Below are 10,975 nucleotides of genomic sequence, written 5' to 3' on the forward strand. Positions count from 1 at the left end.
GGGCTCTGGAAGGTCGGGAGGGTTCAGACGTTCCGGGGCCGCCCTGGGCTTGGTCTTTTCTTTACCTTCGACGGTTGCCGCAAGGGTGGCCGTCGTTTCGAGTGCCGCGTAAGGCGGTGTGAGGTGATCGTTCATGGCTCGTGGAGGTGCTCGTAACCGTTCGGGGCCGGCGGCTGACCCGCACTCGGGTCGGTCTGCTCGTCGTGGTCTGTCGTTTCAGGCGTTGCCGAACGAGGGCTACCGGGGTGAGGTCCCTGAGTTCCCGTTGGCTGGCCCGTCGGAGCGTGAGCTCGTGGTGTGGGCTGAGGCGTGGCGTACTCCGCAGGCTGCGGCGTGGGCGCGTGAGCCGTGGCGTCATCGGACGGTGGCGTTGTGGGTGCGTACGTCGGTGCGGTGTGAGGAGCCGGATGCTGGGGCGGCGCTGCTCGCTCAGGTGCATCGCTTCGCTGACCAGATCGGGCTTACGCCGGCCGGGCTCAAGGAGAACGGTTGGGCGATCGCTGCTGCGGACATCGAGCCCGCTTCTGAGGCCGTTGAGCCTGGTGAGGAGTCGGAGGAGCCGGTTCCGGTTCGTCGTTTGAGGGCCTGACGGTGACTCGCGCGACGAAGGTCACCCCGATCGACTTTCCCACGCTCGGTGACCTGGCTGAGGCGTGGATCAAGCAGCATTGCCGGGTGCCGGACGGTCTGGCGCTTGGTGCGGAGTTCGTGTTGTCGGACTGGCAGTTCTTCATCGTGGCGAACCACTACCGGGTCCGTGAGGACGCGGTCTTCTACGAGGACCCGCGGCAGATGCTTAAGGGTCGGGCGTTCGTGTACCGGCGGTCGATGATCGTGGCGCCGCAGAAGACCGGGAAGGGGCCGCTCGCCGCCGCTATCACCGCGTTCGAGGGTGCAGGGCCGTCGCTGTTCGCCGGCTGGGCACGCAAGGGCGACTGGTACGTGTGCGCCGACCACGGGTGCCCGTGCGGCTGGGACTACCAGTACCTGCCGGGCGAGCCGAAGGGGACACGGCACATGTCCCCGAAGATCCAGCTCATGGCCGCCTCGGAAGACCAGGTCGACAACACCTACGGGCCGCTCAAGAACATGGTCGCGATGGGGCCGCTTGGTGAGGTGCTGCGGGTCCACGAGTCGTCGATCAAGGTTTTGCCGCCGCCGGGTGCTCCGGAGGCTGCGGGGTTTAACACGATTACGCCGGTGACGTCGTCGGGGCTGTCGCGGCTGGGGCAGCCGATCACGTTCGCGGTGCAGGACGAGGTCGGGACCTACACGAAGGCGAACCGGCTCGAGAAGCCCGCGAACGACCAGCGCCGCGGACTGGCCGGTATGGAGGGTCGGGCACTCGAGACGACGAACGCGTGGGACCCGACGGAGAACAGTGTCGCGCAGCAGACGTGGGAGTCGTCGGTTGAGGACGTGTTCCGGTTCTACCGCAACCCGGACTTGGAGCCGTCGCTGCGGGATGAGCACGGGAACCGGCTGTCGTACCTGGAGAAGCGGTCGCGGCGGAAGATTCACGCGTTCGTGTATGAGGGGTCGCCGTGGGTGAACCTCGACGCGATCGAGGCTGAGGCCGCGGAGATTCTGGAGCGTGACCCGGCGCAGGCTGAGCGGTTCTTCGGGAACCGGCTCGTTTACGGTGCGGGGTCGTGGCTGCCGGAGGGTGCGTGGGAGGCGGCGTATGCCCGACGACGTGTGGCTGCCTGACCCGCCCGACGGGATCTACGTTGCGGGCGGTTTCGATGGATCGGATAACGACGACTTCACGTGCATCAAGCTCGAGACCCGTGACGGGTACGTGTTCACGCCGCGGTATGGGCCGGATCGTCGTCCGACGATCTGGAACCCGGCCGAGTGGGGTGGCCGTATCCCGCGGTCCGAGGTTCATGTGGCGTGGGAGGAGCTCGCGCGGCGGTATCGGCTGGTGCGGGTGTACTGCGACCCGGGGTTCCGTGATGAGTCGTCGTGGTCGTCGGAGATTGGCACGTGGGATCAGGCTCACGGGCCGAAGGTGTTCATTCCGTGGCAGATGTCCGGTGGGACCCGCGTGAATGCGGTGTTCGCGGCGCTGCGGCGGTTCGAGGCCGACTTGGCGTCGGGGCTGATCTCGCATGATGGGTGCCCGATCACGATGACTCACATGGGGCATGCCCGGAGGGTTGCGAAGCCGGCGGACCGGTATGGGCTGGGGAAGCCTGGGCAGGCTCAGAAGATCGATGCCGCTGTGACGGCGGTTCTCGCGCATGAGGCGGCATCGGATGCGCGTGCCGAGGGCTGGCCGCAAGACACGAAGACCTACGTTCTCACATCGTCTACAACGCGTCGGAGGTGACTTGTTTTGGCGAAGATCACCCCGCAGGACGCGTTGGCGCTGACGAAGCAGCTCTCGGACGTGATTCGTGGCCGTCGTTCCGACATCGCTCTGAATGTGCGCTACTTCAAGGGCACTGAGGGCAAGATGCGGTTTGCGTCGGATGAGTTCAAGGCGTATTTCCAGCACCGGTTTGAGGATTTCTCGGACAACTGGTGTATGCCGGTGGCGCAGGCTCCGGTGGAGCGGATGCACTACCTGGGGATGCGGCTGGAGGGTGCGACGGCGGTCGACCCGGAGATTGGGCGGCGGTGGGAGCGTAACGACGCGGATCGGGGCCTGGCTGAGGCTCTGATGATGATGACGGTGGCGAAGCGTTCGTTTGCGCTGGTGTCGCCGACGCCGCGTGGTGCCCGCATCACGTTCGAGCACCCGGACTCTGCTGCGGTGCTCTACGACCCGATCACGCGTGACCGGCGCGCTGGGCTGGTGCTGTGGCAGGACGACAAGACCGAGTACGGCGAACTACACCTGCCGGGGTCGGTGCTGTCGGTGAAGCGTGACAAGGTCGCTGTCGCGGGTGGTGAGCGGTTCGTGCCGCCGGAGGTAGACGGGTGGGAGTTCGACACGGCGCGGGGCGCTGTGGAGCGTCCGAACCCGCTCGGCGCGGTCGCGCTTGTCGAGTTCCGTAACCAGGCCCTCCTTGACAACGACCCGCTGTCCGACATCGCAGGGGTACGAGCGATGCAGGACGCGATCAACCTGATCTGGGCGTACCTGCTGAACACGCTGGACTATGCGTCGCTGCCGGGTCGTGCGGTGCTCGGGGGCGAGCAGTTGATGGTGCCGGTCCTGGACGATGACGGCCAGAAGATCGGGGAGCGTCCGCTCGAGCTTGATGCGTTGATCCGTGACCGCATGATCCACATTCCGGCGTCGCAGGGTGGGCAGAACCCGACGATCGGTGAGTGGTCTGCTGCCGATCCGGGGCCGCTGTCGGCTGTGATTGAGCAGGCGCTCGGGCACGTCGCGGCGCAGACGCGGACGCCGGGGCACTACCTGCTGTCGAAGTCGAACATCCCCGCCACCGGGTACGAACTGTCCGAGGCCGGTCTCGTGTCGAAGACGTGGGAGCGGATCGGGTACGCGTCGGGGTCGGTGAAGGAGATTAACCGGCTGGCGGCGCTCGCTGAGGGGCAGACGGCGCAGGCGGAGCAGATCGTGTACGGGGAGCCGCGGTGGCGGAAGCCTCAGTACCGGTCTGAGGAGCAGCTCATGGATGGGCTGCTGAAGATGCGCCAGGCCGGTTTCCCGTTCCAGTGGATCGCTGAGGAGTACGGGCTGTCACCGTCGGACGTGCAGCGGGTGATGGCGATGAAGCGGGACGAGGAGCAGGACCCGTACCTGGCGCAGCTGGGGGCGAAGGACGATGCTGCCGCCGCGGGCGTCTAGACGGTTCGCGGCTGAGGTTCGTCGGGAGAAGCGTGCCGCGTTGGCGTCGGTGCGGCGTTCGTGGTCGCGGATGACGGATGACTTCGACGCGGCCTGGGAGGGCGCGGTGGGGCCGGCGGTGCTGGCTGCGACTGTGCAGGCTCAGGACGCCGTTGCGGACATGGCGCGTCTGTATGTGCCGGAGGTGCTCGCGGAGACGGGCCAGGTGGTGCGTGACGCGTCGTGGGCGCCGGTTCCTGGTGCGTGGGGCGGAACGGCTGGTGATGGGCGTGCGGTGCAGTCGCTCGCCTATGGGGCGGTTGCTCGCGCGAAGGCCGCCGTCGGTAGCGGTGTAGCGGTTCCGGCGGCGCTGCGCGGCGGGGGCCAGTGGCTGACGCGGACGCTGGGCACCGTGATTGATGACACGGCTCGGTCTGCGGAGCGGTTGGAGTCGCGGGCGCGGCACAAGCCCATGTACGTGCGGATGCTGACTCCGCCGTCGTGTGGCCGCTGCATCATCCTCGCGGGCCGGACCTATTACACGGCGTTCGAGCGGCACCCGGGCTGTGACTGTGTGTCTATCCCGGCGTCGGAGTCGGTCGCTGGGGACCTGTTGACGGACCCGCGGGCGCATCTGGACAGCCTGGACGATGACGCGCTGGCGAAGGCGCTGGGGTCGCGTGCGAACGCGAAGGCGTACCGCGAGTTCGACGGTGACCCGTACCAGCTCGTGAACGCGTATCGGGCGCGGTGGACCCGCGGTGGCTATGCGGGGTCTGTGCACAAGGCGCAGGTGTATGGCCGGAACGTGCGGTACACGACTGAGGGTGTGACGCGGCGTGGCTGGGCTGGGCAGTCGATGCGGGGCGCGGGCTATGCGCAGGACACGCGGGGGCGTTTGCGGGCGCCGCGGCTGATGCCGGACTCGATCTTCGACATCGCGGAGAACCGGGCCGACGCGGAGCGCCTCTTGAAGTTGTCCGGCTGGGTTCTCTGAGCCGTCTCGTAGTTGTCCCCTCGCCGGAAGGGCGCGGGGCCCGTTTCACCAACCTTCCGTAAGGGGAGACCGTCTGATGTCTGACACGACCACTGACGCGGCTGAGGTCGCGGAGGACAGCACTGTTGCCGGCGAGTCGACTGCCGACAACACCGAGCAGGCCGACCAGGACACCGCCGAGCAGGCGACGGATTGGGAGGCCGAGGCACGCAAGCTCCAGAAGATCAACCGCGACCTCGAGAAGAAGGTCAAGGGTGAGGCCGGCACGCTCCGGCGTCAGATCGAGGAGCTCCAGGCCAAGCTTGAGGGCCGCGAGAAGGAGTACGCCGAGGAGCAGGAGCGCCGGAAGGTTGAGGCCGAGGCGCTGTCCAAGGCGAACGAACGAATCCTGAAGGCTGAGATTCGGGCCGCTGCCGCATCCAGGCTGGCGGACCCGAACGACGCTCTCAGGTTCATCGACCTCGACGGGTTCGAGGTCGGGGATGACGGCGAGGTGGACCGGGAGTCCATCACCGCCGCCATCGAAGAGCTGGTGGGCGCGAAGCCTTACCTCGCCGCGCAAGGCGGCACCACGACGGGGCCTGTGTTCGAGTCTCCCGGCACTCACCGCAAGGGTGGGGACGTCGGGCAGCTGACGCGGGACGACCTGGCACGCATGTCCCCTGACCAGATCAATGCCGCACGCGCCGAGGGTCGACTTGACGACCTCCTCGGTATCAACCACTGACCGATAGGAGGCCATGAACCATGGCTATCGCAAACTTCATCCCGGAGGTGTGGTCCGCTGCCCTGCTCAAGGCGCTGCGGGACCGCCTCACCTACGCCCAGGCCGGTGTCATCAACCGGAACTACGAGGGCGACATCGCTCGCGCGGGTGACACCGTGCACATCACGTCGTTCAACGACCCCGCCGTGCGTACCTACACACGGAACACGAACATCACCTGGGACCAGCTGTCCTCGACGCAGCAGACCCTCGTGGTCGACCAGGAGAAGTACTTCGCGTTCACGGTCGATGACGTCGACCGGCGCCAGGCGCTTCCTGGGTTCGTCGAGGAGACCACCGTCGGGGCCTCCTACAACCTCGCCGCCGAGGCTGACAGCTTCGTGGCCGAGACGATGTCGGATGCCGTCACCGGTAACAACGACCTCGGGGCGGTCACGCTCGGGGCGGTGGAGGGCGACGCCTACAACCTTCTCGTCGAGCTGCGGACGATCCTGACCCGGACGAACACCCCGGACGAGGGCCGGTTCGTCGTGATCCCGCCCGAGCTGTACGGTCTCCTGCTCAAGGATGACCGGTTCATCCGGGCGGACGCGTCAGGCACCACCCAGGGGCTCCGGAACGGGTTCGTCGGGCGGGCTGCCGGGTTCGACGTCATCGAGTCCAACCGGGTGCCGGAGGACGGCGGCGCGTTCCGTGTCCTCGCTGGGCACTCGATCGCGACGACCTACGCCGAGCAGATCCTCAACACTGAGGCGCTGCGGCTGGAGAACCAGTTCGGTGACGGTGTGCGTGGGCTGCACGTCTACGGCGGTCGCGTGATTCGTCCCGCAAACCTGGCCGCTGCTGATGTCAGCATCGCTTGATCGGCGGGTGAGTTCGTATGTCTCTCCCTAAGCCGGTCTCGTTCCGTTCCGCAGGCGAGTCCTACAGGGGGCCGCTCCCGAAGGAGTACGTCGTCGTTGGGGATGCCCCCGGCGGTGGCGGTGAGGTCTCGTGGGAGGACGTGACGGGGAAGCCGTCCACGTTCCCGCCTGCTACGCACACCCATTCGATTGCGGATGTCACGGGGCTCCAGGCGGCGCTTGACGATCTGTCCGCCCGCCTGGACGCCATCGAGGGCTGACGCAATCCCAAGGAGGGCCGTCATGACGCTGGAACCGCTTGCGACTCTTGCCGATCTGACGGCGCTCAACATCGACACGTCCAACGTGGCTCTCGCGGACTCGCTGCTGGCCTCTGTGTCGGCAGCGGTCCGCGAGGCCGCGGGGACACCCATCACGGAGACGACGTCCACGGTCCGGTTCGCGACCGAGTCCTCCCGTCGCGTCGAGCTGCCTGCCCGGCCGGTCAGGTCCGTCTCGTCCGTGAAGCTCGACGGGGAGGAACTGACCGAGGGCGTCGACTTCGTGGTGCGCGATGGGCACCTGTGGCGGCTCGGTGGCCGTCCGTGGCATGACTACGGGCAGGTACCGCGTGAGCTCGAGGTGACGTTCACGCACGGCTACACGCAGGTGCCGGCCGACATCGTCCGCACCGTGTGCGTGTACGTGGCCGCCGGTATCGCTGCCGCCCAGGACGGCTTCGAGGGGCACCGGGGCTTGCAGTACCGGTCGGTCGATGACGTCCGTGAGGGCTTCCTGTCCGGTGCAGAAGAGGTCGTTGACCCGACGGAGTTGACGGAGCGGACAAAGGCCGCTCTGCGTGCCCGGTTCGGTGGTGGCCGGATCGGTGTCATCGGGGCTGTGCGATGAGGATCAGTGGCACGCTGCGGCGTGGCCGCCGCTGGGCCGAGGCCCTTATGACGACCCAGGTCGTCGTTACCCGGCCTGGTGACCTGGCAGACCCGGTGACGGGTGAGACGGAGCAGGTCGAGGTGTATCGGGGGAAGGCGAAGCTGACCTCCTACGAAGGCCACGAGCACTCGGCCCTGGCCGGTCAGCACGCGCTCACTGAGCAGCGGATGTCGCTGCACTTCCCGGTGGGGTCGTTCTACCCGCAGGTCGGTGACAACGCTCTGGTGACCGACTCAACCGACACGTTCCTCGTCGGCCGCCGGTTCCGGATCGTGCAGTCCGCGCCGTTCAAAGAGCACGCGTCTGCCTACCGCTGCTTCGTGGATGAGAGGACACGCTAATGTCCGCACACCTCGACACGTCCGAGCTGGAGGCGTTCGCTACCCGCCTGGGGGTAGCCGCGGGGCAGGTGAGGCGTGCGGTGCAGCCGACCCTGTCGAAGGCCGGTCTGAACGTGAAGGACGCCTATGCGGCGCAGGCGCGGTCGTCGCGGCACTTTCGTCCGCTGGCGCACACCGTGTCATACGACATCCTCCCGGACGGCATGTCCGTGGAGATTGGGCCGGACCGGGCCCGCGGCGGAGGTGCCGGGCTGGCGGGCTTCTTCTACGGGTGGCCGCGTGGCGGTGGCGGCTCGGGCGACCTCGACGGGCCGCTCGAGCAGGAGGCCGCGGTGTTGGGCCGGTTCGCGGCTGAGGCGATCGAGGGTCTGCTGTGACCGCGGAACTGGTCGCGCTCTCGGTCCTCGCGATGGCCCCCGCTGGGACGGTGCTGGGTGAGGTGCCTGGTGAGGACCCGCCGTTACCGTGGCGGTCGTTGACGGTGCGGATGCCGACGACGCACACGGAGTCTGACGCCGGCACTGGTGTCGCGGATCTGGTGCGAGTGACGGCAACACTGTCCGCGGCGTCCGACCAGGGCGTGCTGCGGATCGCTGACGAAATGGTCGTGGCGCTCGCGGGTCGTCGTCCGGTCGTGGAGGGCTGGACGTGTGGGCCGTTGCGGCATGTGGGGTCGTCTGACCCGTATTTGGCGCAGCCGACTGAGACGCAGTCGAACCGGCGCGTGACGGTGTGTCACGTGTCGTTCGCGTTCACCGCCGTCCGCCACTAACCCCCCCTCTTCTCTCCCTTGGAGGCGTCTGTGCCTGCCCCCCTGTTCGTTCGTGTGCGCTCCCTGTCCACGGGGCACGAGTTCGACGTCCGTGAGGACTCGCTCCTGTTCGCCCGTGGCGCCGTCGTACGCGTCAAGCCCATCCGGTACCCGGCCGTCCGGTATCCGCGGCCACCGAAGTACCGACTCGATCTTGCGGGCCACCTGGCCAGCGAGGAAGCCCCGACCCCATCGGGCGGGGACGACTACTCATCCCCTGACCCTGTGGAGGACTGACCCATGGCAACCAACATCCCGAGCACGCCGGCTGACGGCAACATCAAGACCGTTCTCGTCCCGGCCGTCGCCGACCTGTCCGCGCCGACCGTGACCGAGCTGACCGGCCAGGATGTCATCGACATCTCGTGCTACCTCGTCCGGAACGGGTTCGCGCTGACGACCGACCAGCAGGTCATCACCGACGAGCGCGAGTGCGACCGGATCGTGCGGCAGGCGCCCGGCTCGGTGAACCCGTCGCTGGAAATCACCGGCATCGACAACACGAACAGCGAGCACACGGAGAACGAGCTCGCGGAGGCCCTCACGGAGGGGTCGACGTGGGTCGCGGTCCGTCGTCGTGGCAAGGCGCACGAGGACGCGTTCGACGCTGGTGACATCGTGTCGGCGACGCGGTTCCGTGTCGGTATCCGGCGTGAGGTCGCCGCGGAGGCGAACAGTGTTCTGCGGTCGGTCTGGACCGGGTTCGTGGACGGCTTCGCGGCGGAGGCTGTCGTCGCTGGTCCCTGACCCCCTTTGGCCCCGTGGCGGGGCAGGTGCCCCCACGACCCTGCCCCGCCACGGCACCACCCCTCAAACTCTCGTGGGACACCTTTCGTGGGAGAGAACTGATGGCTCTGAACATCAAGCGTGCACGCAAGACCGTTCCGCTCGTCACCGACCTCGCTCTGGCTGCCGAGCATGAGCGTGCCGTCGAGGCCCTCGAGGCTGCTCGGCGGGCCGCGAAGCAGCAGGACCGGGAGAACAACGCGGAGGTGCGTGAGGCCGCGCAGCGTGTCGTGACGCTCGAGGAGCAGATGCGCGGCGCGACCGTCACGGTCGAGCTCGAGGCGCTGCCGCGGAAGGCGTGGGTGGAGTTCGAAGAGGCGAACCCGCCGCGTGAGGGCAACGACACGGACGAGGCGTTCAAGGTCAATGTGCCCGCCCTCGACGGTGTGATCGGTCGTTCGATCGTTGCGGCGTCCACCCCGGATGGTGAGGCGGTCGAGTTCGAGTGGGCGGACGTGACCGAGGAACTGTCTCAGCGTCAGTGGGAGTCGTTCGCGCTGGCGGTTCTTCAGTTGAACCGGGCGGTGAGTGAGGCCCCTTTCTCGCTGCTCGCATCGGCCGTGACCCGGCACTCCGACGCGACCTAGAGGCCGCGGAGCGGCTCGGGATCAGCCTTAAGCGGTTCTCCGGGTGGGAGCCGGCCACGGTGTACGAGTACGACGACGGGGGCCGGTTGGTGTCGTCTCGTCTTGAGCCGGAGTGGGATGAGACGGAGCGGGCGTGGATGCTCGCGCTGGAGCAGTTCCGGCGTGAGGTGCTGTGTCCGTGCGGGTGTGGGTTCCCGAAGGATGTCAGTCAGGCGCCGGAGACTGAGTTCGCGGTGAGTGTGCCGCCGCCGACGCGCTGCCACGTCCGTACCGCTCTGGTGGAGGCGCAGAAGGACGCGAAGGACCGGCCGACACCGGAGGCGCTCCTGTGGGGCGTCAGGCTCCAGGGCGAGGACGGCGACTAGTACGACGCATCCCGAGGCCGATGGCGCCGATCACGAGGCCGGCGAGAAGGACGGCAGCGCTGCCTCCGTCGGGGCTGCTGTCGAGCAGCCCGAGGCCGAGAACGGCGAGGAGTACGCCGAGCGTCACCGTCCAAATCCACCACTTCATAACCGCTTCACTCCACAAGATGTCGGTTTCGCGGAGCGTTCTCGCGGCTCCGCTGGACGAGCGCCCGGGCGGCGATCACGGCCCCGGCCACGAGGAGTAGCAGGCCGGGGATGTTCGGGCCGCTGCCGAGCATGAGTAGGCCCAGGACAAGCAGCAGCGCACCGATCAGGAAGTTGCTGCTTGATCGGCTGCGGGCATCCCAGAGCCACCTCATTCCCTGATCTTCCCACAACTTCACATGTCGCGGAGGTGTTCCGGTTGGCTGATCGCACTATCCGCACAGTTCTGACGCTTGACCCGTCGCAGTACGAGTCGGGGATGCAGCGCGCCAAGAGGGCGACCGAGGGCCTGGGGACGGCGGCTAAGGAGACCGGCACGGTCTCGGCGTCGGCGATGCAGCGGATGGCGCAATCGGCTCGGGACAACCGTACCGAGTGGAGCCAGGTCGGGGGCGTGCTCACCGCCGCCGGTGCTGCCACGACCGGGCTAATGACTGCGGTCCTGGCCACCGGTGTTTCCTACAACACGCTGCGGCAGCAGTCACTCGCTGCGCTGACGTCTCTCACCGGTTCGGCCCAGGACGCCGCCGCGCAGATGGACAAGCTCGACGAATTCGCGTCGTCGTCGCCATTCGCGCGTGACGTGTTCATTCGGGCGCAGCAGCAGATGCTCGCG

19 protein-coding genes are annotated in these 10,975 nt (G+C 67.6%); 17 read left to right on the forward strand and 2 right to left on the reverse strand.

Annotated elements, in window-relative coordinates; genetic code table 11:
- Positions 1–133 precede the first annotated feature (133 nt).
- The 16 genes from M7H19_RS00620 to M7H19_RS00695 all read left to right on the forward strand — a co-directional run bounded on the left by M7H19_RS00620 (position 134) and on the right by M7H19_RS00695 (position 10,152).
- Positions 134–589, forward strand: a complete 456-nt coding sequence (locus M7H19_RS00620) for a hypothetical protein (protein WP_298175746.1) — start codon at positions 134–136, stop codon at positions 587–589.
- 2 nt (positions 590–591) lie between these two features.
- A complete protein-coding gene (locus tag M7H19_RS00625) occupies positions 592–1,710 on the forward strand; it encodes a hypothetical protein (RefSeq protein WP_298175748.1) in 1,119 nt (372 codons plus the stop codon).
- Positions 1,685–2,335 carry a hypothetical protein gene (locus tag M7H19_RS00630; RefSeq protein ID WP_298175750.1) on the forward strand — a complete coding sequence of 217 codons (651 nt, stop codon included), beginning with the start codon at positions 1,685–1,687 and terminating at the stop codon, positions 2,333–2,335. Before M7H19_RS00625 ends, M7H19_RS00630 begins: the two co-directional genes overlap by 26 nt.
- Positions 2,336–2,341: 6 nt before the next feature.
- Positions 2,342–3,766: a phage portal protein gene (locus M7H19_RS00635; RefSeq protein WP_298175752.1), complete on the forward strand. Its 1,425-nt coding sequence runs from the start codon at positions 2,342–2,344 to the stop codon at positions 3,764–3,766.
- Between the two features lie 70 nt (positions 3,767–3,836).
- On the forward strand, positions 3,837–4,742 hold the full coding sequence (locus tag M7H19_RS00640) for a hypothetical protein (protein WP_298175753.1): 906 nt from the start codon (positions 3,837–3,839) through the stop codon (positions 4,740–4,742).
- A 76-nt stretch (positions 4,743–4,818) separates the two neighbouring features.
- On the forward strand, positions 4,819–5,469 hold the full coding sequence (locus tag M7H19_RS00645) for a hypothetical protein (RefSeq protein WP_298175755.1): 651 nt from the start codon (positions 4,819–4,821) through the stop codon (positions 5,467–5,469).
- Between the two features lie 20 nt (positions 5,470–5,489).
- Positions 5,490–6,332: a hypothetical protein gene (locus tag M7H19_RS00650; protein ID WP_298175757.1), complete on the forward strand. Its 843-nt coding sequence runs from the start codon at positions 5,490–5,492 to the stop codon at positions 6,330–6,332.
- Positions 6,333–6,349: 17 nt separating this feature from the next.
- Complete coding sequence (locus M7H19_RS00655) at positions 6,350–6,592, forward strand: hypothetical protein (protein ID WP_298175759.1); 243 nt, start codon at positions 6,350–6,352, stop codon at positions 6,590–6,592.
- Between the two features lie 22 nt (positions 6,593–6,614).
- Positions 6,615–7,220, forward strand: a complete 606-nt coding sequence (locus M7H19_RS00660; protein ID WP_298175761.1) for a hypothetical protein — start codon at positions 6,615–6,617, stop codon at positions 7,218–7,220.
- A complete protein-coding gene (locus M7H19_RS00665; protein ID WP_298175762.1) occupies positions 7,217–7,603 on the forward strand; it encodes a DUF6093 family protein in 387 nt (128 codons plus the stop codon). The genes M7H19_RS00660 and M7H19_RS00665 overlap by 4 nt, the downstream gene beginning before the upstream one ends.
- The gene (locus tag M7H19_RS00670) at positions 7,603–7,980 is read left to right on the forward strand and encodes a hypothetical protein (protein ID WP_298175764.1); all 378 of its coding nucleotides are present in this window, start codon (positions 7,603–7,605) and stop codon (positions 7,978–7,980) included. Before M7H19_RS00665 ends, M7H19_RS00670 begins: the two co-directional genes overlap by 1 nt.
- Positions 7,977–8,375 (forward strand): hypothetical protein, encoded by a 399-nt coding sequence (locus M7H19_RS00675; RefSeq protein ID WP_298175766.1) that lies wholly within the window; start codon positions 7,977–7,979, stop codon positions 8,373–8,375. Before M7H19_RS00670 ends, M7H19_RS00675 begins: the two co-directional genes overlap by 4 nt.
- Positions 8,376–8,405: 30 nt before the next feature.
- On the forward strand, positions 8,406–8,651 hold the full coding sequence (locus tag M7H19_RS00680; RefSeq protein ID WP_298175768.1) for a hypothetical protein: 246 nt from the start codon (positions 8,406–8,408) through the stop codon (positions 8,649–8,651).
- A gap of 3 nt (positions 8,652–8,654) precedes the next feature.
- Entirely contained in the window at positions 8,655–9,161 is a 507-nt protein-coding gene (locus tag M7H19_RS00685) for a hypothetical protein (RefSeq protein WP_298175770.1), read from the forward strand.
- 101 nt (positions 9,162–9,262) lie between these two features.
- Positions 9,263–9,787 carry a hypothetical protein gene (locus M7H19_RS00690; protein WP_298175772.1) on the forward strand — a complete coding sequence of 175 codons (525 nt, stop codon included), beginning with the start codon at positions 9,263–9,265 and terminating at the stop codon, positions 9,785–9,787.
- 59 nt (positions 9,788–9,846) lie between these two features.
- Entirely contained in the window at positions 9,847–10,152 is a 306-nt protein-coding gene (locus M7H19_RS00695; protein WP_298175774.1) for a hypothetical protein, read from the forward strand.
- Here the strand turns inward: M7H19_RS00695 and M7H19_RS00700 are convergent.
- A complete protein-coding gene (locus M7H19_RS00700) occupies positions 10,124–10,300 on the reverse strand; it encodes a hypothetical protein (protein WP_298175776.1) in 177 nt (58 codons plus the stop codon). The two genes, M7H19_RS00695 and M7H19_RS00700, sit on opposite strands and share 29 nt — an antisense overlap.
- A gap of 7 nt (positions 10,301–10,307) precedes the next feature.
- On the reverse strand, positions 10,308–10,514 hold the full coding sequence (locus M7H19_RS00705) for a hypothetical protein (protein WP_298175778.1): 207 nt from the start codon (positions 10,512–10,514) through the stop codon (positions 10,308–10,310).
- A gap of 44 nt (positions 10,515–10,558) precedes the next feature.
- Here M7H19_RS00705 and M7H19_RS00710 point away from each other — a divergent pair.
- A partial coding sequence (locus tag M7H19_RS00710; protein ID WP_298175780.1) for a hypothetical protein occupies positions 10,559–10,975 on the forward strand: 417 nt, incomplete at its 3' end.

The organism is Saccharomonospora sp. (assembly GCF_027317685.1).
Classification (GTDB): Bacteria; Actinomycetota; Actinomycetes; order Mycobacteriales; family Pseudonocardiaceae; genus Saccharomonospora.

Coding starts and splice junctions, on each gene's coding strand:
- M7H19_RS00620 (WP_298175746.1), top strand. CDS start 134: ATGGCTCGTGGAGGTGCTCGTAACCGTTCGGGGCCGGCGGCTGACCCG.
- M7H19_RS00630 (WP_298175750.1), top strand. CDS start 1,685: ATGCCCGACGACGTGTGGCTGCCTGACCCGCCCGACGGGATCTACGTT.
- M7H19_RS00640 (WP_298175753.1), top strand. CDS start 3,837: ATGACGGATGACTTCGACGCGGCCTGGGAGGGCGCGGTGGGGCCGGCG.
- M7H19_RS00645 (WP_298175755.1), top strand. CDS start 4,819: ATGTCTGACACGACCACTGACGCGGCTGAGGTCGCGGAGGACAGCACT.
- M7H19_RS00650 (WP_298175757.1), top strand. CDS start 5,490: ATGGCTATCGCAAACTTCATCCCGGAGGTGTGGTCCGCTGCCCTGCTC.
- M7H19_RS00655 (WP_298175759.1), top strand. CDS start 6,350: ATGTCTCTCCCTAAGCCGGTCTCGTTCCGTTCCGCAGGCGAGTCCTAC.
- M7H19_RS00660 (WP_298175761.1), top strand. CDS start 6,615: ATGACGCTGGAACCGCTTGCGACTCTTGCCGATCTGACGGCGCTCAAC.
- M7H19_RS00665 (WP_298175762.1), top strand. CDS start 7,217: ATGAGGATCAGTGGCACGCTGCGGCGTGGCCGCCGCTGGGCCGAGGCC.
- M7H19_RS00670 (WP_298175764.1), top strand. CDS start 7,603: ATGTCCGCACACCTCGACACGTCCGAGCTGGAGGCGTTCGCTACCCGC.
- M7H19_RS00685 (WP_298175770.1), top strand. CDS start 8,655: ATGGCAACCAACATCCCGAGCACGCCGGCTGACGGCAACATCAAGACC.
- M7H19_RS00690 (WP_298175772.1), top strand. CDS start 9,263: ATGGCTCTGAACATCAAGCGTGCACGCAAGACCGTTCCGCTCGTCACC.
- M7H19_RS00700 (WP_298175776.1), bottom strand. CDS start 10,300: ATGAAGTGGTGGATTTGGACGGTGACGCTCGGCGTACTCCTCGCCGTT.
- M7H19_RS00705 (WP_298175778.1), bottom strand. CDS start 10,514: ATGAGGTGGCTCTGGGATGCCCGCAGCCGATCAAGCAGCAACTTCCTG.